We start from the raw sequence: 26262 nt of genomic DNA on the forward strand, positions 1-26262 counted from the left end.
CTGGCCCATGCGCTATAGACTGGCGGCTGACTGGCAATACTCAGTTCTTTAGGCTCACAACTACTGTCGTGCACAATAACACGCCTAATTAATGCTGATCGTTATCACAAAATAAGAATTTAATTACTCCATCTATTGAATTGCAGTCAGTAATTTAAGATTCTCGTGTGGAACCGGTTACCTAGTTGCCTGATAATAACTAAAAGCAAGGGTGTATCGGCAGGTAATATTTAAATAACACTATGAATATAATAGCTAATTACCATTCATGCTGGTGAGGATAGTCCCTCTTCGATGGCAAATGGTTTGCTTAGCTCGGCGTGCGTCATTACGGGGAGTTGCTACTCATGTCAAAGAATTATGCCGCAGTATCTGCATCGATAGTCGATGCCATTGGTGGGGCGAATAACATCGCGGCGGTGACCCACTGTATGACGCGTTTACGCTTTGTGCTTAACGATGATAGTGCGGTTGATCTGGCGAAGTTGAAGTCCATCACCGGTGTGCTGGGTGTGGTGCGCAATGAAAACCAGTGTCAGGTCATTATTGGTAATAACGTTTCATATGCCTATGCTGAAGTGCTAAAACTGCTGCCGGAAGGCCTGGTAGCTGAAAATACGCTGCCGCAAAAAAATAAAATAACCTTGAAACGCATCGGCGCGGGGATCCTTGATGCGCTGATTGGCACCATGTCACCTCTGATTCCTGCCATTATCGGTGGTTCAATGGTCAAACTGTTGGCCATGATTCTGGATATGACCGGTGTTTTTGGCAAAGGCTCATCGACACTGATTATTCTCAATGTCATTGGTGACGGGGCGTTCTTCTTCCTTCCGGTTATGGTTGCTGCTTCTGCCGCACTCAAATTTAAAACCAATATGTCACTGGCTATCGCCATTGCCGGGGTGTTGGTTCATCCCGCCTTTATTGATTTAATGGCCAAAGCTGCACAAGGCCAACAAGTTGAGTTTATGGGCATTTCGGTCACGGCGGTGAAGTATACCTATACCGTTATTCCGGCATTATGTATGACCTGGCTGCTGTCTTATATTGAAAGATGGGTGGATCGCATTACACCGGCGGTGACCAAAAACTTCCTTAAACCAATGTTAATTGTGCTGATTTCCGCGCCTATTGCCATCATGTTTATTGGCCCTCTGGGAATTTGGATCGGCAGCGGTATTTCTTCGTTAGTGTACACCGTTCATGACTATCTGGGCTGGCTCTCGGTAGCGATTATGGGGGCACTCTGGCCTTTATTGGTTATGACCGGCATGCACCGTGTCTTTACCCCAACCATTATTCAGACCATTGCGGAGACCGGCAAAGAGGGCATGGTTATGCCATCAGAGATTGGCGCTAATCTTTCACTGGGTGGCTCATCGTTGGCTGTCGCATGGCGAACCAAAAACCCGGAATTGCGCCAAACGGCGCTGGCTGCTGCCGCATCAGCGATTGTCGCGGGTATCTCTGAACCGGCACTTTATGGGGTGGCATTGCGTCTTAAACGCCCGCTGATCGCCAGTCTTATTAGTGGTTTTATTTGTGGTGCAGTCGCCGGAATCGGTGGGCTGGCAAGTCATTCGATGGCGTCCCCTGGATTATTTACCAGTGTCCAGTTCTTCGATCCGGCCAATCCAATGAGTATCGTATGGGTGTTTGGTGTGATGATTCTGGCCATCGTGATTTCGTTTATTACCACGCTGTTGCTGGGTTTTGAAGATATCCCGGTTGAAAATAGCGAAAGTGATACCGCCCATTCTGCTGTTGCGCCAAGCGCAGTAAAAATTAACTAAATACGAGGTATGTAATGCCAGTATCAACATTTCCCGACGGTTTCTTATGGGGCGGCGCATTAGCCGCAAACCAGGCCGAAGGTGCTTGCTTTGAAGGTGGAAAAGGGCTGACGACGGTTGATATGATCCCTCATGGACCACACCGTTTGGCAGTAAAGCTGGGGCAGGAGAAGCGTTTTACCCTAAGAGATGATGAGTTTTATCCCAGTCATCAAGCGATCGATTTCTATCATCGTTATAAAGATGATATCGCGTTAATGGCTGAAATGGGGTTCACCGTATTTCGTACCTCAATCGCATGGAGTCGGATTTACCCTAACGGTGATGAGTTAACCCCGAATGCACAGGGCATTGCATTTTACCGCGACCTTTTCGCCGAGTGTAAAAAGTACAATATTGAGCCACTGGTGACGCTGTGCCACTTTGATGTTCCCATGCATCTGGTCACAGAATACGGCTCGTGGCGTAACCGGAAGATGGTTGATTTCTTCGCTCGTTATGCGCGCACATGTTTTACGGCGTTTGATGGATTAGTTAAGTACTGGCTCACTTTTAACGAAATTAATATCCTGCTGCACAGTCCGTTCTCTGGCGCCGGGCTGGTGTTTGAGCAACAGGAAAATCAGGAGCAAGTAAAGTATCAGGCTGCTCATCATGAGTTGCTTGCCAGTGCCTTGGCGACAAAAATTGCCCATGAGGTTAATCCGAATAATCAGGTGGGGTGCATGCTGGCGGGGGGGAACTTTTATCCGCGCACTTGTAAACCCGAGGATGTGTGGGCCGCGCTGGAGAAAGACCGTGAAAATCTGTTTTTCATTGATGTACAGGCCCGAGGTGCTTATCCGGCTTATACCAAACGGCTTTTCAGGGAGAAAGGGATTTCAATTGTTACTGAAACGGGTGACGACGAGATACTCAAGCATACAGTGGATTTTGTCTCCTTTAGTTATTATGCCTCCCGCTGTGCGTCGGCCGATATGAACGACCATAACAGCAGTGCGGCGAATATCGTAAAATCGCTGAAAAATCCTCACATTGAGGCCAGTGAATGGGGGTGGGGTATTGATCCTTTAGGTTTACGCATCACCATGAATATGATGTACGACCGCTATCAGAAACCACTATTTTTGGTTGAGAATGGGTTAGGTGCCAAGGATGAAATTAACCCGCAAGGCGAGATTGAAGATGATTATCGCATCAGTTATTTGCGTGAGCATATCAAAGCTATGGGGGAGGCCATTGTTGATGGCATTCCGGTAATGGGTTATACCTCATGGGGTTGTATTGATCTGGTTTCTGCTTCTACCGGTGAAATGAGCAAGCGCTATGGTTTTGTTTATGTTGACCGTGATGATCAGGGCAAGGGCTCTTTAGCCCGTAAGAGAAAGAAATCCTTTTATTGGTACAAAAAAGTTATTGCCAGTAACGGTGCCGATTTGGATTAAGTCATCTGCCGGGATATCGTCTATAGCCGATATCCCCAGTGGATAAATATAGTCGGGAGCGGGTCCATTTTCTCCTTATGACGTATTACCCGGCACTATCATTACTATCGTGCGGGCCTTTCTTCAGATGAATCATGAAATCGGTAAATGCGGTGCGCAGCGGTGCAAACAGCGGGTGTTTACGGTTCTCCAGCATCGTTTCTGAAAACAGTTTCAGCCCGAGAGCAAATGCTGCGGTTTTCTCTTTGCCGAAGTCTATATCTTCCCGCATTTGTAACCGTTCGATGATGCCGAGGATCTCGTCATGATTCTCGGCTTCGAACGTTAGCGGGGTTTTCTCAATAGCGTCACCTTTGCGGTCGGTCAGCGGCTCAATGGTGATGCGATAACGATATCCCGGCATCAGCTTTTCTCCTGATCTTTTTCATCAGTTGTAGCCGAAGGCGGTGCTAACTCTTTTTCAATCACTTCTACCGCCGCCAGTAGTGCGGCGTTAATGCGCAAAACCTGCTCTGGTGCGACATCAGAACGCATCATACTGCTACGTAGAATGTGGCGTAAGCGATGCATAGCATCAGAAATACCTTCTGCCAGATTCCCTTCTGGCCGGCGATTTACCTGTGCCAAGCGGGAGAAAATCACATCCACCATCTGTTGATTTTGTTGTAATTCAACTTTACCGGCATCAGTGATTTGGTAGCTTTTACGGCCATTACCGGTTGCCACTGGCGTGACAAAATCTTGCTCTTCTAGCAGGGTTAGCGTTGGGTAGATAACCCCAGGGCTTGGAACATAGAGCCCGGAGGACGCCTCTTCAATTGCCTTAATCAGCTCGTAACCGTGGCTCGGTTTTTTATCAACCAGCGCTAAGAGGACGATGCGCAAATCCCCATGTTCGAACAAGCGATGCATTTTATCACCGCGACCACGCCTGCTGCCCCTTACTGCTTCAGCGCCTTCAGCGGTTATATGATGACGACCTCCGCGATGCATCCTTTCGCCACAGTGGCGCTGCCCTTCATGGTGTTCGCCGCCCTGATGATGACCACGTTTTGAAAAACCAAACATAATGACTCTCCTTTAGATATATCTAAACAATTTAGATATATCTAATTTAGATCGATATATCTAAATTGACAAGCAGAGAGTGATAAATAGTGAGTTTTATGGGTAAAAATAGAGGAGATTTGTACTCTATTTATTGATATATATGATAAATATTTATTATATGCCAGCGAGGAATAAAGTGAAGACAAAGTCCATATAGTGAGGGGAATGGGTTGGCTGGTGATGTTTTATCTGGAGTAAATGAGCTAAAAACTCTGTGTGTTTCCACTGCTGGTAGTCGTTAGGCAATTTTTGTTTTAGTGTTTCAACCTTGATTGTTCATTCTTTGTACTGAGCTTCAAAGTAGGGAGCGTAAGCAGTCTACCCAGTTCGATTCTCTGGAAAATCCATATTGTTTAGTCTTTGTCTATATCGTTGTTTTAACAGGGTTTTATAGACTTGGCGGGATGTGCTAAGAAGTGCTAATGGTGTCCCCGACTGGAATCGAACCAGTAACTAGCCCTTAGGAGGGGCTTGTTATATCCGTTTAACTACGGGGACCCGGACATTGGCAGAGTGACTGCCGCTGAAGTGTACTGCCGAGCATTATACGCATTTTTATCCAGATAATAAGCGGTTAGCTGGCTGTTTGGTTACTCTGTCACCAACTTAGAGTGATTAAGTGATAGTAATAACCGAAAAACGATGTTTATCGGCACAGTTGTAGCTATCTAGCCTTATAACTGTTTTTTTGCCGTAAGCCATTAACAACATCGAGTATCAGGCTGACGTGAGAAGTGAATAAGTTAATTTGAATAGGTTAATTAAGGACACGAGGCTGTCGCCACTCGTGTCCAGTAAACTCAGCAACCAACGGCAATCCCCCCAGAGGCTACATTTCTATTTGGGGGTAACTCATTGATTAAAATATCAACTCTTCTTAACGAACTCTGATTTCAACTTCATTGGACCAAACCCATCAATTTTACAATCGATATTGTGATCCCCTTCAACCAGGCGGATGCCTTTCACTTTGGTGCCAATTTTCAGCGTTGAAGAACTGCCTTTTACTTTTAGGTCTTTAACAACAGTTACTGAGTCACCGTCAGCCAACAAATTACCGTTGGCATCGCGCACCACCAGGTCGTCTTGGCCGGTGGCTGAAGGGCTATTTTCCGACCACTCATGACCACATTCCGGGCAATTCAGTTGTTCACCTTCTTGCCATGTAAATTCAGAACTACATTTTGGACAGTTTGGTAAATCCTGCACGTTAACCTCTTGAAATTAAATTGAATAAATATAAAAAAGTGACAAATAACAGTCTGCTATATTGATGTTCACATATTTTACACTTTTTACCGCATTAAAGAATAGCCAAGTGGCCAGTAACTCAGGTAAATAATTACGGGTGTATCGGTGTAGCTATCTTTGAATCCTGCCACGTCATGGTATTTTTTATGGTTTAGATGATATAAGGATGATTGGCTGAACTAAGGGGATTTTATTAAAAATTGTCGGTATACCCTGTTACCACCTGTTAGTGGAACAGTGATAACTGAATCCCGCTTACTTTTGCCCTAAGCGCCGATGTTGTTCAAGTTCATAGTCGATAAAAGCATTGATCATCGTCCGGTAAACTTTCTCTATGATCTCTTCTGCTAATCCCGCTTTGCTGGCTTCTGCTGTGACACGATCTATTACCATCTGCACCCGATCTGGCGCCCGTACTGCGTTCTGATCCTGCTTAAATGCGGCGGCCGCTTTTACACATTGGCTCCGTTGCGCGATTAACGCGACAATTTGCGAATCTATGCCATCAATAGCCGCTCTGATATCCTCGATCGAAGAGAAATGCATTAGTTGTACCTCTTTGCTAGTACGAAATTATCACGTTAACACAGTGGTTAAGTTGGTGCTATTCAGAGGGGGGCGGAGTGTCTTTGGCTGCCTTATCACCATTTTTCGGTTGATGGGTCATATCACTGCGGATCTGCGCATGGCTTATCAGGGCAAAAATAAAAGTACCGCCGATAATGTTGCCTGCCAATGTTGGAATCGCGAATGGATAAATAAATTGCTGCCAGGGTAATGAGCCATTAAATACCAGATAGAAGATTTCGACCGAACCAACCACAATATGGGTAAGGTCGCATAGCGCCACTAAATAGGTCATCAGGAAAATGACCCAGATCTTAGCGCCTCCTGCTGATGGCATCATCCATACCATAGTGGCAATGATCCAACCGGAAAATATGCCGTTAGCAAACATCTCAGATGGCGAATTCTCCATCACCCCTTGTGCCAGAGTGACAAATGATGCGCGGGTCGACTCATCAAACACCGGCATATGGATAAAGGAATAGGCCGCAATTCCTGTACCGATAAGGTTGCCCAGTAGTACCAACCCCCATAGGCGAAATAACAGAAGAAAGTTTTGCCCACTCGGTTTTTGCATGATGGGCAGTACCGCGGTCACGGTATTTTCGGTAAATAGCTGTTGGCGGGCCATAATGACAATAATAAAACCAAAGGTATAACCGACATTCTCCAGCAGAAAACTTGCCGGTGAGTCAGGTAGTTTTGCGTGAAAAATGCCTTTGGCAATAAGCGATGCCCCCATTGAAAGGCCGGCAGCAATGGCGGACCACAGCAGTGCAAAGCTGTCGCGCTCTAACTCTTTTTGCCCCTCGAGGCGGATCAATTCATGGATTGCGGCTGCTTTTGAGGGAAGTTCCTTCTCATTTATTTCTATCTCTTTTCCCTGCTTTTGTTCCTCACTTTCCACTTTCAATTCACCCTTATTCTGCGACAGTTTTTCATCATTCATAGGGATTTCCCAGTTGGTAGATAAATAATTGTGGTGGTTGGAACACAAAAAATAAGGGAAAGTCGACATAATAAGCGTAGTCGCTATTTATTATTCGCGGGCTAATGGTGAGTTGTTAGTGTGTCTTTGTTGGGCGGAGTAAAATAGCCATCAGAAGAGGGAGAAAAGTAACCCAACGTTAATGTTGTTGGTTTTTTCTACAGAAATTTGATCTTATACCGAATAATACCTCTATAAGGGTAGGGTCAGGGTTAGGCCCACGCTACGTAAGGATTAAGCCTTATGTTATCATTCAGTTTTCCTGAAACAACAATCCTACGGTGGAAACCAATCCTTCATGTTGGAAGCTAAAAACCTGACCTGCATCCGAGATGAGCGAAGCTTGTTCCAACAGTTAAGCTTTTGTGTGGCTGCTGGGGAGATAGTGCAGGTCGAGGGGCAAAATGGTGCAGGTAAAACCAGTCTGTTGCGGATTTTAGCCGGACTGGCCGATGCAGATGAAGGGCAGGTGAGCTGGTTGGGGGCGAATATTCGCCGAGATCGCGCTAAGTATCATCAGGATTTATTGTTTTTAGGCCATCAACCGGGGGTTAAGTCGGTACTGACGCCTTTTGAAAATCTGGCGTTTTATCAGTCGGTGTTACAAAAGGTCGATAGCGCCGCAATCTGGCAGGCTTTGTCTCAGGTCGGGTTGGTGGGTTATGAGGATTTACCGGTATCTCAATTATCGGCTGGGCAGCAACGGCGCGTGGCCTTGGCCCGTTTGTGGTTGAGCAAGGCTCCACTATGGATTCTGGATGAACCGTTGACCGCGATTGATAAGCAGGGGGTTGCTACCCTGTTAGATCTGTTTGTTGAACATGCAGCTAACGGTGGCATGGTACTGCTTACCACACATCAGGATCTGAACGGTGTTGGTCAGAGTGTGCGTAAAATCCGTTTAACCAACACGCAGGAGAATTAATGTTTATCAGCGTGTTGCGTCGTGAATTAAAAATAGCCTTTAGAAAAGGGGCAGAGATAGTTAACCCGCTCTGGTTTTTTCTGATTGTCATCACGCTGTTTCCGTTAGGGATAGGCCCAGAACCGCAATTATTGGCGCGTATTGCTCCGGGGATTGTCTGGGTGGCGGCATTGCTTGCATCGTTACTCTCTTTGGAGCGGCTATTTCGCGATGATTTCTACGATGGTTCCCTTGAACAGTTGTTGTTGTTACCCGCGCCACTGGCACTCACGGTGTTAGGCAAAGTGTGTGCTCACTGGGTCGTTACCGGATTACCCTTGCTTATTTTATCTCCGCTGGTCGCTCTCTTGCTGTCTCTTGATAGTAATACCGCGATTGCCATGGCGCTCACGCTGCTGTTGGGGACGCCAACCTTAAGTTTTATCGGGGCTATTGGTGTGGCACTGACGGTGGGGTTACGCAAGGGAGGGGTGCTGCTGAGTTTATTGGTGTTGCCGCTGTATATCCCGGTGCTGATATTTGCTACTGCGGCCATTGATGCGGCTTCTATGTCACTGCCGATTGATGGGTATCTGGCGATTTTGGGGGCAATGCTCGCGGGGAGTGTAACACTTGCGCCTTTTGCCACCGCCGCTGCATTGAGAGTGAGTGTGCACTAGCAGTTGAATGCCACTCAGAAGGTAACAATTTCTTAAAAGAAATCTGTAGTTAAAATATAATAATTTTCAGAAGCTTAAGCGCGGTAGCCAACGCAGTCAGAGCAGATTGTGCGCCGTACCCTGCGCCGGCATTGCCACTGAGTGATGCCTGTCCAATTTTACTGTGAGCAATGAAAAATGTGGAAATGGTTTCATCAATTCGCTAAACCCGAGCGGCTCTATACGCTGTGTGGTCGGTTTGTCCCGTGGCTGGGTATTGCCGCTGTGGTCTGTTTGATGGTGGGCTGGGTGTGGGGATTTGGTTTCGCCCCCTCTGATTATCAGCAAGGCAACAGTTTCCGTATCATTTACTTGCATGTCCCGGCGGCGATCTGGTCGATGGGGATCTATATGTCGATGGCGATTGCGGCACTTGTCGGCCTGGTCTGGCAAATGAAAATGTCTGATAACGTCGTCGCCGCCATGGCGCCGGTCGGCGCGGTGTTTACCTTTATTGCCTTGGTCACCGGTTCTACTTGGGGTAAACCGATGTGGGGAACCTGGTGGATTTGGGATGCGCGATTGACCTCTGAGTTAGTGTTGCTATTCCTCTATCTTGGCGTGATTGCGCTGTATAACGCATTTGACGACCGCAAGTTGGCTGGGCGGGCTGCGGGTATTTTGGTGCTGGTCGGTGTGGTCAATATTCCAATCATTCATTTCTCCGTGGTGTGGTGGAACACCTTGCATCAAGGTTCCACCAACATGCAGCAAAGCATTGATCCAAGTATGCGTTCGCCGTTGCGTTGGGCGATTTTTGGCTATTTGTTGTGCTTTATTACTCTGACATTAATGCGCCTGCGCAACTTGATTTTGCAGCAAGAGCGCCATCGCCCTTGGGTAAGCGCCTTATTGCGTAAGGAGCCACGTCTATGAATCCGGCCTTTAACTCTTGGGCGGCATTTTTCGCCATGGGCGGCTATGCCTTTTATGTCTGGCTGGCGGCGGCGGTTACTTTGCTGTCTCTGCTTAGTTTGTGGGGACATACGCTGTGGCAGCACAAACAATTATTAGCGGATATTCAGCGTCGTCAGGCGCGGGAGCTGCGCATTCGGCAGGCAAATCAGACTCAGCATTCCGCCCGTTCGCAGGAGAAACAGCAGTGAACCCACGTAGAAAAAGTCGGCTCTATCTGGCGATGGTGGTTTTGATCGGTATCGGTCTGACCACCACTCTGGTGTTGTACGCACTGCGTGCCAATATCGATCTGTTCTATACCCCTGGCGAAATCTTGCAGGGTAAAGGGGAGCGCCACGAGAAGCCGGAAATAGGTCAGCGTTTACGTATCGGCGGCATGGTGATGCCGGGGTCGGTGAAACGTGATGATAAGACGCTGGAAATGAGTTTCAAGGTTTATGATGCGCGCGGCGCAATCACCGTCACTTATACCGGCATTTTACCGGACCTGTTCCGCGAGGGGCAGGGGGTGGTAGCGCAAGGTGTATTCGCTGAGGGCAATAAGGTAAATGCGAAAGAAGTGCTGGCAAAGCATGATGAAAAATACACACCACCAGAAGTGAAAGAGGCGATGAAGGAAAACCACACCCGCCCAGCGGAGGCTTACAGTAGCACTAAGCGTGAGGGTAATGCCTCATGATGCCTGAAATGGGGAGTTTTCTGTTATGCCTGGCACTGGCTATCTCGCTATTGCTGAGTTTGTATCCGCAATGGGGCGCTGCGCGTCAAGATGCCCGTATGATGGCGGTTGGCAGACCCTTGACGTACGGTATGTTCGCTACCATCGCGCTGTCATTTATATGTCTGGTGTATGCGTTTGTGGTGAATGATTTCACTGTCTCCTATGTGGCGGCGAACTCAAATTCACACCTGCCAGTTTATTATCGTATTGCGGCGACCTGGGGCGCACATGAGGGATCGCTGCTGCTGTGGGTGTTGCTGCTAAGTTGCTGGTCGCTGGCCGTTGCGCTCTTTAGCCGTTCAATGCCGGATGATGCGGTAGCCCGAGTGCTGTCGGTGCTGGGGATGATTACCGGCGGTTTCCTGCTGTTTATTATTCTGACGTCAAATCCGTTTACCCGCACCTTGCCGGACTTCCCAATTGACGGTAATGATTTAAATCCGTTGTTGCAGGATGTCGGGTTGATTTTCCATCCGCCACTGCTTTATATGGGTTATGTGGGGTTCTCGGTAGCTTTTGCTTTCGCGATAGCTTCCTTAATGGCTGGCCGACTTGATAGTGCTTGGGCGCGCTGGTCACGGCCGTGGACTCAAGCGGCATGGGTGTTCCTGACCATGGGGATCGTGCTCGGTTCGGCGTGGGCCTATTATGAATTAGGCTGGGGCGGCTGGTGGTTCTGGGATCCGGTTGAGAATGCCTCGTTTATGCCTTGGCTGGCAGGTACGGCGTTAATTCACTCACTGGCGGTGACCGAAAAACGTGGCACATTCAAAGCGTGGACGGTATTGCTGGCGATTACGGCATTCTCTCTATGCCTAATGGGCACCTTCCTGGTGCGTTCCGGCGTATTGGTTTCGGTACACTCTTTTGCCTCTGATCCGGCTCGTGGCATGTTTATTCTGGCTTATCTGGTGATTGTTATCGGTGGCTCATTGCTACTGTATGCAGTTAAAGGTGCACAAGTGCGCAGCCGTACTCAGCATGAGGTGTTCTCACGCGAGACTTTCCTGCTCGGTAATAATGTGCTGCTGATTGCCGCAATGTTGGTGGTGCTTCTGGGTACTTTGTTGCCATTGGTACACAAGCAACTGGGACTGGGCAGTATTTCAATCGGCGAACCGTTCTTTAATACCATGTTTACCTGGTTGATGGCCCCAATGGCACTGCTGATGGGGATTGGGCCGTTAGTGCGTTGGCGTCGTGATGAGCCGAGTAAACTCTGGAAACGCCTCAGTGTGGCTCTGGTCATCACCTTGCTGCTGTCGATATTGATACCCTGGCTGCTGCAAGACACTATTGCCGGTATGACCGTGGTCGGTTTGATGATGTCTATCTGGGTCATTATCCTGACATTGATGGAGTTGCATGAGCGAGCAACTCACCGCCATGGTTTTTGGCGTGGTTTAACGCACTTATCTCGCAGTCATTGGGGCATGGTGTTGGGGCATTTGGGTGTGGCGGTGACGGTGATCGGTATTGCCTTTAGCCAAAATTACAGTGTTGAGCGTGATGTGCGCATGAAGGCTGGTGATAGCATCGATATTCACGATTATCACTTCGTGTTCCGCGATGTTCACGATATCAAAGGATCGAACTATACCGGCGGTGTTGGCATTATTGATGTCACCCGTCATGGTAAACCTGAAGCCACCTTACATGCGGAGAAACGTTATTACAGTGTGGCCCGTTCTATGATGACTGAAGCCGCTATTGATGGTGGCTTCAGCCGTGATCTCTACGCCGCACTGGGTGAAGAACTGGATGACGGGTCATGGGCGGTGCGCTTGTATTACAAACCCTTTGTCCGCTGGATCTGGTTCGGTGGGGTATTTATGGCTATCGGCGGCATCTTCTGCATGCTTGATCCGCGCTATCGGATGAGCAAAAAGTTAAAGCGCAGTGCTGCATCGGAGGCTGAATAATGAAATCTCACTTTTCATTCAATAAGCTGATGTTTATTCCGCTGGTACTGTTTTTACTGCTAGTTGTGGCCTTTTTAGTGCAATTGACTCGCAATGCTAATGGCGAGGATCCGACGATGTTGGAGTCTGCGCTGATTGGTAAACCGGTGCCAACGTTCAAGCTTGAATCGCTTGAGCAACCGGGGAAAACCTTTGATCAGGCAGTATTACATGATGGTAAGCCGATGTTACTTAATGTCTGGGCAACCTGGTGTCCGACCTGCCGCGCTGAGCATCAATATCTGAATAAGCTGGCGGCACAAGGCATCCGTGTGGTGGGTTTGAACTATAAAGATGATCGTGTCAAAGCGGTGCAGTGGCTCAATGCGCTGGGTAATCCTTACGCGCTGAGTTTGTATGATGGTGATGGCATGTTAGGGCTGGATCTGGGGGTTTATGGTGCGCCGGAAACTTTTCTGATCGACGGGCAGGGAATTATCCGTTATCGCCATGCCGGTGATCTGAACGATCGCGTCTGGCTGCAAGAAATTCTGCCGTTGTATAAGAAGTATCAGGGGGGCGCATGAGATTACTAAGCCTGATCTTCGGCCTTATGCTGAGTTGGAGTCTGTTTGCCGCCATCGATACCTACACCTTTAAATCTGAGGCACAAGAGCAGCAGTATCGTGAACTGACCGAACAACTGCGCTGCCCTAAATGTCAGAACAACAGCATTGCCGACTCCAATGCGATTATTGCTGCTGATATGCGCGCCAAATTGTATGAACTGATGCAGCAGGGTAATTCCAAACAGCAAGTCATTGACTATATGGTGGCCCGCTACGGCAACTTCGTCACTTACGAGCCGCCGGTGACGGCTGCAACGCTGATTCTGTGGGTGGGGCCGGCTCTGTTTGTGCTATTTGGGGCCGTAGTGGTGATATTACGTGCACGGCGACGAGTGGAGAAAGAGACCCCACTGTCGGCGCAGGAACAGCAACGGTTACACCATCTGCTCGCCGAACATGCTCGCGGTGTGGAAAAATCGACGGTGGTGCAACACAGCATCCCGACTAAACACGCGAAGACAAACAGGAAACAACCATAATGGCTTTTTGGCTGATAGTGATCATTTTGCTGGCGGTCGCGGGTGCTTTGTTGGTTATACCTGCCATGCGGCAAGACACGGATTCACCGACGACCACCCGGGATGAATTGAACAAGGCTATTTATCAGGATCGGTTATCTGAACTGGCTGAAGATGAAGCGCAAGGCGTGGTAGAACAGCGACCTGAACTGATTCAGGAACTGCAACAAAACCTGCTGACAGATATCCCCCAACAACCGGATGAGGAGATAAGCCCGATTAACCGCTGGGTGTTACTGCCCGGGGTGGTGATACTGGTGGTGGTCGCCGTGGGGTTATACCTAAAAACCGGTGGTTTGGCTCAGGTGCAGGCATGGCATCAGGTTGTTGCACAAATGCCTGAATTACGTGCCAGAGTTGCCAATGAGCGGGCGGAGCCTTTGAGTATGGAAGAGGTCGCACGTTTAGGGCTGGGCTTGCGTACTTCTTTGCAGCAAGATATTGCTAACGTCAATGATTGGATGATGCTTGGCCGGGTGGGGATGGCACTGAATAATGCCACTACCGCAACCCAAGCTTTTGCTAAAGCTTATCAGCTTGCGCCCGATAATGAAGATGTCAGACTCGGTTATGCTGAGGTGCTGACACGTTCCAACGATCCACAAGATAATCAGCTGGCAACTCAGATGTTGCGAACGATGGTTGGACAGGATCATACCAATCTGCGCGCCATGAGTTTATTAGCTTTTAATGCTTTTGAGCAGGGTGACTTTAAACAAGCCATTGGTGCATGGGAAGTTATGCTAAAATTGCTGCCTGCTGGCGATTCCCGCATAGAAGTGATAAAACGCAGTATCCAGCAAGCCAAATCACAGGCTGGGCAGGAAACAGCTACACTGGGAATAGAGGTTTCAATCTCCTCTGATGCCGCTCAGAAATTACCTCAGCAGGGAACCCTGATTATATCGGTAACCGATGGAGCAAACCCGGTACCGGTTGCCGTCAAACAACTGCCTGTGAGCCGATTCCCGTTATTAGTAACGTTGGATGACAGTAATGCAATGATGCCAGAGCGTTTGCTCTCTTCGTTGTCTCAGGTGAAAGTGCGGGCACGTCTCTCGCAAGATGGTACGGCCAATCCGCAATCGGGTGACTGGTTTGGTGAGAGCAGCGTGCAGAGTTTCGGTGGGACAGCAAAGCCACAAACAATTAATGTACAGATAAACAAACAGATCCCTTAAGCGTAAGGGGCTGGACAGAATTTCATGGAGAAGATTATGAACTACCGCCTGACTGTGCTGGCTTTTGCCACCGTGCTATTAGTAGGGTGTGCCAGTAGCTCGCCGGATCATATGGAGCAGGGCCGCTCAGATCCGCTGGAAGGTTTTAACCGGGCAATGTTCAATTTTAACTATGAGGTTCTTGATCCTTACGTGGTGCGCCCGGTAGCCGTAGTTTGGCGTGATTACGTGCCACAACCTGCACGTAACGGCACAAGTAACTTCCTGAGTAACCTTGAAGAGCCAGCCAGTATGGTCAACAGCTTCTTGGTGGGTGACCCGTATAATGGCATGAAGCACTTTAACCGCTTCTTCCTGAATACTATTTTGGGCATGGGTGGCTTGATAGATGTGGCGAGTATGGCTAACCCTAAGCTGGCTAAACAAGTCCCTCACCGCTTTGGCAGTACACTGGGCCATTATAATGTTGGTTACGGCCCGTATGTAGTGTTACCGGGCTATGGCAGCTTCACCATTCGTGAGGATGGGGGGAATGCGGCTGATTACGTTTATCCGGTGTTGAGCTATCTCACGTTCTGGATGTCGGCAGGTAAATGGATGGTAGAAGGGATTGAAACCCGTGCTCAGCTATTGGATTCCGATGGGTTGCTGCGTAACTCGTCAGATCCTTATCTGATGGTGCGCGATGCCTACTTCCAACGTCATGATTTCCTGGCGAACGGCGGGCAGTTGAAACCGGAAGTCAATTCGAATGCACAAGCTATTCAGGGTGATTTGGACAGTATCGATTCAGCCAACTGATTCTGATACCTGATTCGAATAATAAAAAAGCGCCGAAAGGCGCTTTTTTATGGGCAAAGGAATTGCCAGTATCCGCTGATTAGAACGCGTAGTTAAAGTTCACGCCGTACAGCAGTGCCGTACCTTTAGAGTCGAACTGATAAGTAGTGCCGCCCACTGCCGCTGGTGTTTTTTCAGTAATATGCACGCTTTGGCCATGCATATAGGAAATACCAACATCCACTGAGGCATCTTTGTTGAAGGCGTAGGTAGTACCCGCACTGATCCAGAAACGGTCTTGGTCTGGAATTGAGATAGTGCGGTTATCTGCCGGAACCGGGCTGTCATCGAAGGCAATACCGGTACGGAAGGTCCAATTATCATCGTGATAATAAGTGGTACCCAGCGCGATACGGTAAGCATCATGGAAGCCTTCATGTTTTTCAAACAGTGTCTGGCCATTAGTGCCGGTTGCTTTCAGTTCTTGGAACTGACTCCAACTGGTGTAGGCCATGCTGTAGTGAATGGCCCACTGTGGTGCCACTTTGTTATAGCCGGACACTTCCCAGACTTCTGGTAGGTTCAGAGTTAAAGCACCCGGGATCGTATTACCGCCAGTGCCTCTTGGTGGTGGCAGTTGGTTGCTGAAATCGCCATCAAAGTCGATTTTCACTTTTGAGCGGTAAGTGAAGCTATAACGGTTTTCCTTATCAACTTCATACAGCACGCCCGCATTCCAACCATACCCCCACTCTTTACCTTCCATACGGGTAACTTCGGTATTAGCAGGGCGACCCGATAACGGACCAACTTCACCGAGATGGCGTACAATCTTCGCATCGGCGTACACTGCATTAAAGCCCAGGCCGAAACTGAAGTTTTCATTCAGGCGATACGCGGTACTCAGGTTCAGGTTGGCGGTTTTCAGATCAGTCTGACCGCCAAGGGAACCCGCAGGATAGTCGTCATTGAATTCAGTAGCCAAACCGTAGTTTGAGGTACCAGAGGCACCAATTGCCCATTGCTCATTCAGTGGCATAATAAAGTGGATATTTGGGATCCACTCTGAAGGCGCGATGTTATTGGCATCGGTACTTCTGCCTGAAATGGGGGATGTCCCACTAATATTGACGTCAGGATCAACATAAACAAAGCCGCCAGAGAAAGAAGGGCGGTCGAACAAAGTCATTGCTGCGGGGTTACGGCTACCAACTGATGCGTTGTCGGCAACGGCGCCTTCACCAGAGAAAGAACGCCCCAATGCAGCGGCTGAATATTCATTCAACTGGAAGCCAGCCGCAGAAACGTTCGACGATATGATTGCCACTGCAGCTGCCAGAGCTGATCGGGTAAACAGGTTTTTCTGGTTCATGACCAAAACCTCATTGTTTTAATTAATGTTACACACCGTAACAAGAGAATGCGGGATTGTAGGGTCCGTTATCGGTCAGACAAAGCAGACCAGTGGCTGAAGTATAGGTCCGACCTGTGTCAGTGTTGCAAGTATGTTTTGGGATTTGTTCAGTTTTGATTGCAAAAAATAGACGCAGTTAACAAAAAACTCACAATTTAGTATCAATTATTACATTATCAATGAATGAGCATACAATTTGACTGTGACCTTTATCACTTAATAAGCCTATAAACAGTAAGTCCTAGTGCCAAGTGACCGACGGTAGTAAAATAATGACAGAGAAAATATTTTTTTTGCGCCATGCCTTTTTGTGCTATTTGCACTAACGAATTGGCAATTTGCACCTATTTTGAAATGTCCGTTGAGGAGAATTGAAGATGTCAGATGCAATTAATCGCTGTAGTGCGGAAGAAACTGCTGCCTGCTGCTGTATAGATGTTGGTACTATAATGGATAATACTGATTGCACGGCCTCTTACAGTTGTGTGTTTGACAACCGTACTGAAGCTGAAGCGATGCTGAAATCGCTGACCGAAAAAGCGCGTGCTGTTGAGTCAGAACCTTGCTTGATTGAGCATAAATTGGAAGAGAAGGACGGCGGTGTTTGTTTAACCATCGACTTTACTTTTGCCTGCCAGGCAGAAACCATGATTTTCCAGCTGGGTCTGCGTTAATTCATGCCGGTAGTCACCGCAACTCAGGTAAGTTGAACCGATCTCTAACGCGAAGCCTTTTGCTTCGCGTTTATTTTTGTCTAATTTCCTCTGTAAATTTATTGCGTTAGATTCATCATTCTTCCCCATCCCCAATTCATCTTTCCCACGATTTTGTCGCTAAAAGTTGCTCCTGCTCTCACTTTCCTGTTCTGTAGGTTTACCAAATGTAAATTTTTGGTTAAAAATAATTAGATCAGGTCAGACCTGTTATTTGTTATGCTTAACTAAAAGCCACTCTATTTATCAGGAGCGTTTATGAGTAAGCCATTACCGCTAGTGACGCGCCAGGGCGATCGCATTGCAATCGTCAGCGGCCTGCGGACCCCTTTTGCCAAGCAAGCAACTGCTTATCATGGCGTACCGGCCGTCGACTTAGGCAAAATTGTGGTCAGTGAGTTGCTGGCCAGAAGTGGCGTTGCTCCTGAGTTAATTGATCAACTCGTATTCGGTCAAGTGGTGCAGATGCCTGAAGCGCCAAATATTGCCCGTGAAATCGTGTTGGGTACCGGCATGAGTGTGCATACCGATGCTTACAGTGTCTCACGCGCGTGCGCCACCAGTTTTCAGGCGGTAGCCAATGTGGCAGAAAGTATTATTGCAGGCTCAGTCACGGTGGCGATAGCCGGTGGTGCCGATTCCTCTTCCGTGCTGCCAATTGGTGTCAGTAAAGCACTGGCGCGAACCTTGGTTGATGTTAATAAAGCGCGAACCCTCTCCCAGCGCCTGAAGTTGTTCAGCCGCTTAAAGTTACGCGATTTGCTTCCTGTTGCCCCGGCAGTGGCTGAATACTCTACCGGCTTGCGCATGGGGGATACCGCAGAGCAGATGGCAAAAACCTATGGTATCAGCCGTGAAGATCAGGATGCTCTGGCGCTACGATCGCACCAAATGGCAGCGATTGCCTGGCAGCAAGGGTTATTACACGATGAGGTGATGACGGCTTATATCCCGCCTTACCGTGATGCTATTACCGAAGATAACAATATCCGCAAAGATTCCACTATGGCGCAATATGCCAAGTTACGCCCCGCATTCGATCGCCAACATGGCAGTGTCACGGCGGCCAACAGCACCCCTTTGACGGACGGTGCCGCAGCCGTGATGATGATGAGTGAAGCGAAAGCAAAAGAGTTAGGTTTGCAACCGTTGGGTTATCTGCGCAGTTTCGCCTTTTCCGCCATCGATGTCTGGCAAGATATGCTGCTAGGCCCATCTTATGCCACGCCACTGGCACTAGACCGTGCCGGCATCACGCTGGCTGATTTGACCCTTATCGATATGCATGAAGCATTTGCGGCACAAACACTGGCTAACCTGAAAATGTTTGCCAGTGATACTTTCGCGCGTGAAAAATTGGGTCGTAGCCAGGCTATTGGTGAAGTTGATATGAGCAAATTCAACGTATTGGGTGGTTCGATTGCCTACGGTCACCCCTTTGCGGCCACAGGCGCCCGGATGATTACCCAAACATTAAATGAATTGCGTCGCCGTGGCGGAGGATTAGGGCTAACGACGGCATGTGCTGCCGGTGGGTTGGGTGCCGCGATGATTTTGGAGGTGGAGTAATGGGTCAGGAAAATTTACTTAACAGCGGTAGTGAAACAGCCTCAGGGGATAGCCGTACCCCAACCGATTCGGTCTTTACCCTCAATGTGCGGCCAGACAATATCGGTGTGATCACCATTGATGTTATTGGTGACAAAGTGAATACCTTAAAGGCTGAATTTGCAGAGCAAATTGCCGAGATACTGCAACAAGCGCAGGCTTTATCACAATTGCAGGGGCTGGTTATTATTTCTGGCAAGCCAGACTCTTTTATTGCAGGTGCTGATATCACCATGATTGCCGCTTGCCGTACCGCGCACGATGCGCGTGTATTGGCACAGAAAGGGCAATCTGTTCTAGCGCAGATCGCTGCATTCCCCATACCGGTGGTGGCTGCTATCCATGGTGCTTGCCTGGGCGGTGGTTTGGAGCTGGCGCTAGCGTGCCATAGTCGCATCTGTTCGCTAGATGACAAAACGGTACTCGGTTTGCCAGAGGTTCAACTGGGTCTGTTGCCCGGATCGGGTGGTACACAACGCTTGCCGCGGTTGATTGGTGTCAGCAAAGCACTGGATATGATTCTTACCGGCAGACAAGTCCGTGCGCGCCAGGCGCTTAAGATGGGGCTGGTGGACGATGCGGTGCCCCTCGATATCTTGTTAGATGTGGCGGTCAAACGGGCCAAAGCGGGTTGGCTCGATAGGCCAGTTTTACCTTGGCAGGAACGTCTACTTAGCGGCCCATTGGGTAAAGCATTACTGTTTAAGATTGTGCGTAAAAAAACGCTGGCGCAGACCAAGGGCCATTATCCGGCGGCGGAGCGCATTATTGATGTGGTGCGTAAAGGATTGGACTACGGTGGCCCCAGTGGTTATGAAGCGGAAGCCAGAGCCTTTGGTGATCTGGCCATGTCTCCCCAGTCATCTGCTTTGCGTAGCTTGTTCTTTGCCACAACATCACTGAAAAAGGAGACCGGTGGTACAGCGCAGCCTCGTGCTATTCATCGTGTTGGGGTCTTGGGTGGCGGTTTGATGGGGGGCGGAATTGCCAATGTAACGGCCACTCGCGCAGGCTTGCCGGTACGTATCAAAGATATTAATCCGCAAGGGATTAATCAGGCGCTAAAATACACTTGGGATGCCTTAGGCAAGCGGGTTCGCAGTAAGCGTATGCGCCCGGCTGAACGGCAGCGCCAGATGATGCTGATTTCCGGCAGCACAGATTATTGCGGTTTTGACTCGGTTGATATCGTAGTTGAAGCTGTATTTGAAGATTTATCATTGAAGCAGCAAATGGTTGCTGATATCGAACGTTTCGGCGCAGCACATACCATTTTTGCCTCCAATACCTCCTCATTGCCGATAAGCCAAATTGCTGCGCAGGCACAGCGACCAGAACAGGTGATCGGCCTGCACTACTTTAGCCCGGTAGATAAAATGCCGCTGGTTGAAGTGATTCCTCATGCAAAAACCAGCGAAGAAACTATCGCAACCACAGTAGCTTTGGCGCGTAAACAAGGTAAAACAGCTATTGTCGTGGCTGATTGCGCTGGGTTTTATGTAAACCGAATTCTGGCTCCATATATCAACGAAGCTGCTCGCTGTGTACTGGACGGTGAACCTATCGATTCTGTTGACAAAGCGTTGGTGAATTTTGGCTTCCCGGTTGGGCCGATCACACTGTTGGATGAAGTTGGTATTGATGTAGGTACCAAAATCATGCCGATTCTGGTTGAGCAACTAGGGCCGCGTTTTGCTGCACCTCCATCATTTGATGTCATCTTGAAGGATGGACGGAAAGGGCGTAAAAATGGCCGTGGCTTTTATCTCTATCCGGCAGCAACCAAAGGTATTAACTGGAAGAAAAAACAGGATAAACAAGTCGATACCAGTGTTTATGTCTTGCTGGGTGTGACGCCGAAAGCCCATATCGAGTCCTCGGTGATAGCACAGCGTTGTACCATGATGATGTTGAATGAAGCAGCACGTTGTCTGGATGAATCGATAATTCGTAACCCACGCGATGGTGATATTGGTGCTGTGTTTGGCATCGGCTTCCCGCCATTCCTCGGGGGGCCTTTCCGCTATCTGGATAGTCTGGGGGTGGAGAAGGTCGTGAAAACACTCAGATTGTTGGCACAACAATACGGCGAACGTTTTGAACCTTGCCAACTGCTGGTGAGCATGGCCGAACAGCAACAGACGTTTTACCCGCAGGAACGTAATCCAGATGAGGTGCCTGGCGAAGAGCGCTGAGTTTGCAAAAGGGTATTGCTCACGGGGCTTGGTCGCATTTTTCCACTAAACAGGCGGCCGACTAACACCTATTCTTAAGAGTGTGAGCAGGATCACCACCTGCAATTCTAAGGGATTAGGTGGCTGTACACCGGGGGCAACCCGCGCTACCTTAACCAGAATCACGTTAAGTGACTATTCGTGCCAAAATGTATTAATAGGCACTTATTGCGCAGGTGATAAAGTTTAGATTAAGCTGTTGATATGGTTATTATGTAACCATTCAAGGTTGGCTGCCGGTATGCTCGGTGTAAAAAGCAGCCATTTTCTTTACCTTAAGTTTCAGGCAAAATGCCCGGCCGCCATAGAGAGACGGCGCGTTATCGTTATGAAGTTTCTTTGCCCATGGCAAAGGTTTCGGCGGTACAGCACGCAAAGCGTTTCTGTATAGCGTTATTTTGTTAACAAAAACGGTGCAATATGCAAGTTTTCATTATGCGTCACGGTGACGCGGCCCTTGATGCAGCAAGTGATGCACAACGGCCTCTTACTCTGTGTGGTCAGGATGAGTCACGTCAGATAGCAAGCTGGCTAAGCGAGCAGTCTGTTGATATCGATCAGATTTTGGTTAGCCCTTATCTACGCGCAGCGCAAACATTAGACGTCGCGCGTGAGGTGATTACGCTACCGGCAGAGCAGGAAGTGATGCCAGAATTAACGCCGGGTGGGGATGCCGCTTTTGTCTGCTGCTATTTGCAGGCATTGGCAAAAGAAGATTGTGCCGCAGTGCTGGTCATTTCGCACTTGCCGCTGGTCGGGTATCTGGTTTCTGAGCTTTGTCCAGGGCAATGCCCACCAATGTTTGCCACCTCGGCAATCGCCTGTGTTGATCTTAATGGTGATACCGGGAAGGGGACACTTGATTGGCAGGTCAGCCCGTCACAACTGTTGGCAAAGACTTGCCACGGTTAAAACAGTGTTAGTGAATATTCAATCGGCGCGGCATCTCTGTCGCGCCTTTGTTTTTCTGTCAAACCGTATTTCGCGTCTATTCTTCTAACTCAATTAAGACCAGTAATGCCGCAGTCCCACCCCAATCTTTAGGGGCTTGATGGAATGCCAGCACATCAGGGTGCTGCGCCAGCCACAAAGGGGTTTGCTGCTTCAGAACATGTTTGCCGTGGCCATGCATCACGCAGGCACAATGCACATGCTCCCGCTTACAGGCAGCAATCAGTGCGCCCAACTCCTGTTTGGCCTGTTTCTGGGTTAATCCGTGTAAATCCAAAAACATATCGGGCGAGTAATCACCGCGCCGCAGCTTTTTAACTTCAAAATGATCAACGCCAGGCCGCACATAGCGGGTGGGACCGTCGTAATCCAACTGCGGTTGGAATTCATCGGAAAAATAATAACTGGCATCAACCTGCTCTTGCAGTAATTTTTCCGGTGCGATTCTTTTGCCCAACTTGGGCGGTGTATGCAGAACAATCGTATCTTGTTTCAGCTTCTTCGCCCCAACTATTGACTCCTTAAATAGCTGTAAATCATCAGTCGTGAGGTGATATTTATTTTTCATCATCAGTTCGTTGTACTTATTTGATTACCTCCAGTTTACCTGTTGAACGTCATCTGTCTAAATAAATGTCTATACCCGTCATATTTCAAGGTGTAGGTGTGTTGGCTGCCCTCGCTTACCCGAATCACTTACTTGTGTAAGCTCATCGGGATTATCTCGGTTGCCGCCTTCCTACGCCTCGAAATCTATTGGGTATAGGTATGTCGTCATATTTCAAGGTGTAGGTGTATTGGCTGTTCTCGCAATCAAGCGGTTATCCATACAATTTTCAATGTTAATGTGCTTTTCATTATTCGGTTATCATTCAACTGATGTATTGCTGCTGATTTGTCGCGGGCTTCATGGCAAACTAGGGGATAGATAATGATTTTTCGCACCGTTGTTGGAGAATACCTTGGACAAGATTTTCGTCGATGAAGCAGTAAATGAGCTGCACACCATTCAGGATATGCTGCGCTGGGCAGTTAGCCGGTTTAATGCGGCCAATATTTTTTATGGTCACGGTACTGATAATCCGTGGGACGAAGCAGTACAACTGGTTTTCCCAAGCCTATTTTTACCGATAGATATCCCTGAGGATATGCGCAGTGCGCGCCTGACGTCGAGCGAGCGGCACCGTATTGTCGAACGGGTGATCCGCCGGGTTAACGAGCGAATTCCGGTTGCTTATCTGACCAATAAAGCTTGGTTCTGCGGCATGGAATATTATGTTGATGAGCGTGTATTGGTGCCACGTTCACCGATAGCTGAATTGATTAATAACAGCTTTGATGGTCTGATCAGACACCAGCCTAAGCATATTCTGGATATGTGTACCGGTAGTGGTTGTATTGCTATTGCTTGTGCCTATGCCTTCCCAGACGCTGAAGTGGATGCTGTTGATATCTCTAATGATGTTCTGGCAGTAACTGAACATAATATTCAACAGCATGAGATGGAACATCAGGTCACACCGATTCGCTCTGACCTGTTCCGTGATTTACCGCCAATCAAATATGACTTGATTGTCACTAATCCACCGTATGTTGATGCCGAAGATATGGCCGACTTACCGCAGGAGTTCCGCTTCGAGCCTGAACTTGGGTTGGCTGCTGGCAGCGATGGCTTGAAACTGGCTCGCCGTATTCTGGCTTGCGCCCCGGACTTCTTGCAAGATGATGGCGTGTTGATTTGCGAAGTGGGCAACAGCATGGTGCATTTGATGGACATATATCCTGATGTGCCTTTCACCTGGCTGGAGTTCGACAACGGCGGTGATGGCGTATTTATGCTGACCAAACAGCAACTGATTGACTGCGCTCCGCATTTTAGTATGTACCGCGATTAATCGATCTCTGCTTATAAAGTCTGTCAGTGTGATAAATATCATGCTGGCAGATTGTTTATGACTAAATGGTAAGGAGCCGTGATGGCTGGCAACAGTATTGGGCAGTTTTTCCGCGTCACCACTTTTGGTGAATCTCACGGCATCGCCTTGGGGTGTATTATTGATGGCGTCCCGCCGGGCATTCCAATCACTGAAGCTGACATTCAGTTGGATCTCGACCGGCGTCGCCCGGGTACCTCACGCTATACCACTCAACGCCGCGAGCCGGATCAGGTGCGTATTTTATCTGGCGTGTTTGAGGGAGTAACCACCGGTACCAGCATCGGGTTGATGATTGAGAATACTGACCAGCGGTCACAGGATTACAGCACGATTAAAGATGTCTTCCGCCCAGGCCATGCTGACTATACCTACGAACAAAAATACGGCGTGCGTGACTATCGGGGAGGGGGCCGTTCTTCAGCCCGTGAAACCGCGATGCGTGTTGCCGCCGGTGCCATTGCTAAAAAGTATCTGGCGCAGAAATTCGGGGTGCAGGTGCGTGGCTATCTGGCACAAATTGGCGATATTAGTTGTGATTTGATTGATTGGGATTTGGTTGAACAAAATCCGTTCTTCTGTCCAGATGCCAGTAAGTTGGAGCCGCTGGATGCGCTGATGCGTGAACTGAAAAAAGCCGGTGACTCTATTGGAGCCAAAATTACCGTGGTCGCTGAACACGTGCCGGTTGGTTTGGGTGAGCCAGTATTTGACCGTTTAGATGCAGATTTGGCCCATGCGCTGATGAGTATCAATGCGGTGAAAGGGGTGGAAATCGGTGATGGTTTTGCTGTTGTTACTAAGCGTGGTAGTGAAAACCGTGATGAGATTACCCCACAAGGTTTCCAGAGCAATCATGCCGGGGGCATTTTAGGCGGCATCAGCAGCGGGCAACCGGTTGTGGCCCATATCGCCTTGAAACCGACATCCAGCATTATGGTACCAGGGCAAACCATTAACCGGCAGGGTGAGGCGGTTGAGATGGTTACCCGTGGTCGCCATGACCCTTGTGTCGGTATTCGCGCCGTCCCTATTGCTGAGGCCATGATGGCTATTGTGTTAATGGATCACTTGCTGCGCCAGCGTGCACAGTGCGGTGATGTGGTTTCCGACGTTCCGCGCTGGTAGGCACAATGAACAAATGGATTGTGGGTGCAGTGGCACTTGCCGCTACCGTAGCACTCACCGCTATAGCCCCGGTCATGGCGGCGACGCCATGGCAACAGATAGCCAACCCGGTTGCAGGTTCTCCACAGTCGATTGGTGGTTTTGCCAACGGCTGCGTTATTGGTGCAATGCCTTTGCCGCTCCAATCGGCAGATTATCAGGTGATGCGCCCGGATCAGCGCCGTTATTTCGGTCATCCTGATTTACTGAACTTTATCCACCGTCTGAGTGCGCAGGCTGAGCAACATCGCTTGGGAACGGTATTGATTGGCGATATGGCAATGCCCGCCGGTGGGCGCTTTAGTAGTGGGCATGACAGCCATCAATCTGGTCTGGATGTGGATATCTGGTTACAACTGCCAGTACAGCGCTGGAGCCAACAGCAATTGCTGAAACCGCAACCTGTTGATTTGGTGGCAGCCGACGGCAAACGGGTCGTCCCCGCACTGTGGCAACCTCAGGTCGAGAGCCTTATCAAGTTAGCGGCTAACGATAACGAAGTGACGCGTATTTTCGTCAATCCGGCGATTAAAAAGCAACTGTGTCTGGATGCCGGAACGGATCGTAATTGGTTGCATAAAGTGCGCCCGTGGTTCGGCCATCGTGCACATATGCATGTAAGATTGCGCTGCCCGGCAGATAGCCTGGAGTGTTTGGATCAAGACACGCCTCCTGCGGGGGATGGTTGTGGTGCAGAACTGGAAAGCTGGTTCCAGCCCCATCAACCGAGTGCTAAACCGGGTAAAACCTTACCCCCACCATTGCCGCCTTCATGTCAGGCTTTGTTGGATAACCATTTTGCTGCGGAATAAA

Annotated in this window: 27 protein-coding genes and 1 tRNA gene; 20 read left to right on the top strand and 8 right to left on the bottom strand. The window is 48.9% G+C overall.

The features are described 5' to 3' along the window. Nucleotides 1-338 precede the first annotated feature (338 nt). Nucleotides 339-1796, top strand: coding sequence for a PTS cellobiose/arbutin/salicin transporter subunit IIBC (locus tag A6J66_001465; protein PNM26862.1), 1458 nt, complete (start codon nt 339-341; stop codon nt 1794-1796). 14 nt (nt 1797-1810) lie between these two features. Beyond that, the gene (locus A6J66_001470; GenBank protein ID PNM22968.1) at nt 1811-3241 is read left to right on the top strand and encodes a 6-phospho-beta-glucosidase; all 1431 of its coding nucleotides are present in this window, start codon (nt 1811-1813) and stop codon (nt 3239-3241) included. An 85-nt stretch (nt 3242-3326) separates the two neighbouring features. On the opposite strand, the gene A6J66_001475 is transcribed toward A6J66_001470, so the two are convergent. The 6 genes from A6J66_001475 to A6J66_001500 form a co-directional block, all read right to left on the bottom strand. Then, on the bottom strand, nt 3327-3644 hold the full coding sequence (locus tag A6J66_001475) for a DUF3861 domain-containing protein (protein PNM22969.1): 318 nt from the start codon (nt 3642-3644) through the stop codon (nt 3327-3329). Next, nucleotides 3644-4309: a PadR family transcriptional regulator gene (locus A6J66_001480; protein ID PNM22970.1), complete on the bottom strand. Its 666-nt coding sequence runs from the start codon at nt 4307-4309 to the stop codon at nt 3644-3646. The genes A6J66_001475 and A6J66_001480 overlap by 1 nt, the downstream gene beginning before the upstream one ends. A gap of 465 nt (nt 4310-4774) precedes the next feature. Next, nucleotides 4775-4849: transfer RNA gene (locus A6J66_001485), tRNA-Arg, on the bottom strand. A 369-nt stretch (nt 4850-5218) separates the two neighbouring features. Then, nucleotides 5219-5560: a hypothetical protein gene (locus A6J66_001490; GenBank protein ID PNM22971.1), complete on the bottom strand. Its 342-nt coding sequence runs from the start codon at nt 5558-5560 to the stop codon at nt 5219-5221. Nucleotides 5561-5857: 297 nt separating this feature from the next. Continuing rightward, nucleotides 5858-6148: a chorismate mutase gene (locus A6J66_001495; GenBank protein PNM22972.1), complete on the bottom strand. Its 291-nt coding sequence runs from the start codon at nt 6146-6148 to the stop codon at nt 5858-5860. Nucleotides 6149-6206: 58 nt separating this feature from the next. Continuing rightward, nucleotides 6207-7118, bottom strand: coding sequence for a hypothetical protein (locus A6J66_001500; protein ID PNM22973.1), 912 nt, complete (start codon nt 7116-7118; stop codon nt 6207-6209). Between the two features lie 337 nt (nt 7119-7455). On the opposite strand from A6J66_001500, the gene A6J66_001505 reads away from it, so the two are divergent. The 10 genes from A6J66_001505 (at nt 7456) to A6J66_001550 (ending at nt 15449) form a co-directional block, all read left to right on the top strand. Next, on the top strand, nt 7456-8082 hold the full coding sequence (locus A6J66_001505) for a cytochrome c biogenesis heme-transporting ATPase CcmA (protein ID PNM22974.1): 627 nt from the start codon (nt 7456-7458) through the stop codon (nt 8080-8082). Continuing rightward, nucleotides 8082-8741: a heme exporter protein CcmB gene (ccmB, locus tag A6J66_001510; protein PNM22975.1), complete on the top strand. Its 660-nt coding sequence runs from the start codon at nt 8082-8084 to the stop codon at nt 8739-8741. Before A6J66_001505 ends, ccmB begins: the two co-directional genes overlap by 1 nt. Before the next feature lie 177 nt (nt 8742-8918). Continuing rightward, nucleotides 8919-9656: a heme ABC transporter permease gene (locus tag A6J66_001515; protein PNM22976.1), complete on the top strand. Its 738-nt coding sequence runs from the start codon at nt 8919-8921 to the stop codon at nt 9654-9656. Further along, on the top strand, nt 9653-9886 hold the full coding sequence (gene ccmD / locus A6J66_001520; protein PNM22977.1) for a heme exporter protein CcmD: 234 nt from the start codon (nt 9653-9655) through the stop codon (nt 9884-9886). The genes A6J66_001515 and ccmD overlap by 4 nt, the downstream gene beginning before the upstream one ends. Next, nucleotides 9883-10377, top strand: coding sequence for a cytochrome c maturation protein CcmE (locus A6J66_001525; protein ID PNM22978.1), 495 nt, complete (start codon nt 9883-9885; stop codon nt 10375-10377). Before ccmD ends, A6J66_001525 begins: the two co-directional genes overlap by 4 nt. Then, nucleotides 10374-12341: a heme lyase CcmF/NrfE family subunit gene (locus A6J66_001530; GenBank protein ID PNM22979.1), complete on the top strand. Its 1968-nt coding sequence runs from the start codon at nt 10374-10376 to the stop codon at nt 12339-12341. The genes A6J66_001525 and A6J66_001530 overlap by 4 nt, the downstream gene beginning before the upstream one ends. Continuing rightward, nucleotides 12341-12907 (top strand): DsbE family thiol:disulfide interchange protein, encoded by a 567-nt coding sequence (locus A6J66_001535; protein PNM22980.1) that lies wholly within the window; start codon nt 12341-12343, stop codon nt 12905-12907. The genes A6J66_001530 and A6J66_001535 overlap by 1 nt, the downstream gene beginning before the upstream one ends. Beyond that, nucleotides 12904-13428, top strand: coding sequence for a cytochrome c-type biogenesis protein CcmH (locus tag A6J66_001540; protein PNM22981.1), 525 nt, complete (start codon nt 12904-12906; stop codon nt 13426-13428). Before A6J66_001535 ends, A6J66_001540 begins: the two co-directional genes overlap by 4 nt. Continuing rightward, nucleotides 13428-14648, top strand: coding sequence for a c-type cytochrome biogenesis protein CcmI (ccmI, locus tag A6J66_001545; protein PNM22982.1), 1221 nt, complete (start codon nt 13428-13430; stop codon nt 14646-14648). The genes A6J66_001540 and ccmI overlap by 1 nt, the downstream gene beginning before the upstream one ends. 36 nt (nt 14649-14684) lie before the next feature. Further along, the gene (locus A6J66_001550; protein ID PNM22983.1) at nt 14685-15449 is read left to right on the top strand and encodes a phospholipid-binding lipoprotein MlaA; all 765 of its coding nucleotides are present in this window, start codon (nt 14685-14687) and stop codon (nt 15447-15449) included. Nucleotides 15450-15528: 79 nt separating this feature from the next. Here A6J66_001550 and A6J66_001555 read toward each other — a convergent pair whose 3' ends face one another. Continuing rightward, the gene (locus A6J66_001555) at nt 15529-16806 is read right to left on the bottom strand and encodes a long-chain fatty acid transporter FadL (protein ID PNM22984.1); all 1278 of its coding nucleotides are present in this window, start codon (nt 16804-16806) and stop codon (nt 15529-15531) included. Nucleotides 16807-17219: 413 nt separating this feature from the next. Between A6J66_001555 and A6J66_001560 the strand changes: the two genes are divergently transcribed. The 4 genes from A6J66_001560 to sixA all read left to right on the top strand — a co-directional run bounded on the left by A6J66_001560 (nt 17220) and on the right by sixA (nt 22309). Next, entirely contained in the window at nt 17220-17516 is a 297-nt protein-coding gene (locus tag A6J66_001560) for a DUF406 domain-containing protein (protein ID PNM22985.1), read from the top strand. A 297-nt stretch (nt 17517-17813) separates the two neighbouring features. Continuing rightward, nucleotides 17814-19124: an acetyl-CoA C-acyltransferase FadI gene (locus A6J66_001565; GenBank protein PNM22986.1), complete on the top strand. Its 1311-nt coding sequence runs from the start codon at nt 17814-17816 to the stop codon at nt 19122-19124. Beyond that, nucleotides 19124-21358: a fatty acid oxidation complex subunit alpha FadJ gene (fadJ, locus tag A6J66_001570; GenBank protein ID PNM22987.1), complete on the top strand. Its 2235-nt coding sequence runs from the start codon at nt 19124-19126 to the stop codon at nt 21356-21358. Before A6J66_001565 ends, fadJ begins: the two co-directional genes overlap by 1 nt. 459 nt (nt 21359-21817) lie before the next feature. Then, complete coding sequence (sixA, locus tag A6J66_001575) at nt 21818-22309, top strand: phosphohistidine phosphatase SixA (protein PNM22988.1); 492 nt, start codon at nt 21818-21820, stop codon at nt 22307-22309. 76 nt (nt 22310-22385) lie between these two features. Here sixA and A6J66_001580 read toward each other — a convergent pair whose 3' ends face one another. Further along, on the bottom strand, nt 22386-22916 hold the full coding sequence (locus tag A6J66_001580; GenBank protein PNM26863.1) for an endonuclease SmrB: 531 nt from the start codon (nt 22914-22916) through the stop codon (nt 22386-22388). 160 nt (nt 22917-23076) lie between these two features. On the opposite strand from A6J66_001580, the gene A6J66_001585 reads away from it, so the two are divergent. The 4 genes from A6J66_001585 to A6J66_001600 all read left to right on the top strand — a co-directional run bounded on the left by A6J66_001585 (nt 23077) and on the right by A6J66_001600 (nt 26261). Beyond that, nucleotides 23077-23280, top strand: a complete 204-nt coding sequence (locus A6J66_001585) for a hypothetical protein (GenBank protein PNM22989.1) — start codon at nt 23077-23079, stop codon at nt 23278-23280. A gap of 30 nt (nt 23281-23310) precedes the next feature. Next, on the top strand, nt 23311-24243 hold the full coding sequence (locus A6J66_001590) for a 50S ribosomal protein L3 N(5)-glutamine methyltransferase (GenBank protein ID PNM22990.1): 933 nt from the start codon (nt 23311-23313) through the stop codon (nt 24241-24243). Nucleotides 24244-24324: 81 nt separating this feature from the next. Beyond that, a complete protein-coding gene (locus A6J66_001595; GenBank protein PNM22991.1) occupies nt 24325-25410 on the top strand; it encodes a chorismate synthase in 1086 nt (361 codons plus the stop codon). 5 nt (nt 25411-25415) lie between these two features. Further along, on the top strand, nt 25416-26261 hold the full coding sequence (locus A6J66_001600; GenBank protein ID PNM22992.1) for a penicillin-insensitive murein endopeptidase: 846 nt from the start codon (nt 25416-25418) through the stop codon (nt 26259-26261). Nucleotide 26262 lies beyond the last annotated feature (1 nt).

This window comes from Yersinia enterocolitica, from assembly GCA_002082245.2.
GTDB lineage: Bacteria > Pseudomonadota > Gammaproteobacteria > Enterobacterales > Enterobacteriaceae > Yersinia > Yersinia enterocolitica_E.

Bases quoted from the DNA above. Each gene is read 5' to 3' on its own strand.
- A6J66_001470 (PNM22968.1), top strand. From the start codon at position 1,811: ATGCCAGTATCAACATTTCCCGACGGTTTCTTATGGGGCGGCGCATTA.
- A6J66_001475 (PNM22969.1), bottom strand. From the start codon at position 3,644: ATGCCGGGATATCGTTATCGCATCACCATTGAGCCGCTGACCGACCGC.
- A6J66_001480 (PNM22970.1), bottom strand. From the start codon at position 4,309: ATGTTTGGTTTTTCAAAACGTGGTCATCATCAGGGCGGCGAACACCAT.
- A6J66_001495 (PNM22972.1), bottom strand. From the start codon at position 6,148: ATGCATTTCTCTTCGATCGAGGATATCAGAGCGGCTATTGATGGCATA.
- A6J66_001500 (PNM22973.1), bottom strand. From the start codon at position 7,118: ATGAATGATGAAAAACTGTCGCAGAATAAGGGTGAATTGAAAGTGGAA.
- A6J66_001505 (PNM22974.1), top strand. From the start codon at position 7,456: ATGTTGGAAGCTAAAAACCTGACCTGCATCCGAGATGAGCGAAGCTTG.
- ccmB (PNM22975.1), top strand. From the start codon at position 8,082: ATGTTTATCAGCGTGTTGCGTCGTGAATTAAAAATAGCCTTTAGAAAA.
- A6J66_001515 (PNM22976.1), top strand. From the start codon at position 8,919: ATGTGGAAATGGTTTCATCAATTCGCTAAACCCGAGCGGCTCTATACG.
- ccmD (PNM22977.1), top strand. From the start codon at position 9,653: ATGAATCCGGCCTTTAACTCTTGGGCGGCATTTTTCGCCATGGGCGGC.
- A6J66_001530 (PNM22979.1), top strand. From the start codon at position 10,374: ATGATGCCTGAAATGGGGAGTTTTCTGTTATGCCTGGCACTGGCTATC.
- A6J66_001535 (PNM22980.1), top strand. From the start codon at position 12,341: ATGAAATCTCACTTTTCATTCAATAAGCTGATGTTTATTCCGCTGGTA.
- A6J66_001540 (PNM22981.1), top strand. From the start codon at position 12,904: ATGAGATTACTAAGCCTGATCTTCGGCCTTATGCTGAGTTGGAGTCTG.
- ccmI (PNM22982.1), top strand. From the start codon at position 13,428: ATGGCTTTTTGGCTGATAGTGATCATTTTGCTGGCGGTCGCGGGTGCT.
- A6J66_001550 (PNM22983.1), top strand. From the start codon at position 14,685: ATGAACTACCGCCTGACTGTGCTGGCTTTTGCCACCGTGCTATTAGTA.
- A6J66_001560 (PNM22985.1), top strand. From the start codon at position 17,220: ATGTCAGATGCAATTAATCGCTGTAGTGCGGAAGAAACTGCTGCCTGC.
- A6J66_001565 (PNM22986.1), top strand. From the start codon at position 17,814: ATGAGTAAGCCATTACCGCTAGTGACGCGCCAGGGCGATCGCATTGCA.
- fadJ (PNM22987.1), top strand. From the start codon at position 19,124: ATGGGTCAGGAAAATTTACTTAACAGCGGTAGTGAAACAGCCTCAGGG.
- sixA (PNM22988.1), top strand. From the start codon at position 21,818: ATGCAAGTTTTCATTATGCGTCACGGTGACGCGGCCCTTGATGCAGCA.
- A6J66_001580 (PNM26863.1), bottom strand. From the start codon at position 22,916: ATGAAAAATAAATATCACCTCACGACTGATGATTTACAGCTATTTAAG.
- A6J66_001595 (PNM22991.1), top strand. From the start codon at position 24,325: ATGGCTGGCAACAGTATTGGGCAGTTTTTCCGCGTCACCACTTTTGGT.
- A6J66_001600 (PNM22992.1), top strand. From the start codon at position 25,416: ATGAACAAATGGATTGTGGGTGCAGTGGCACTTGCCGCTACCGTAGCA.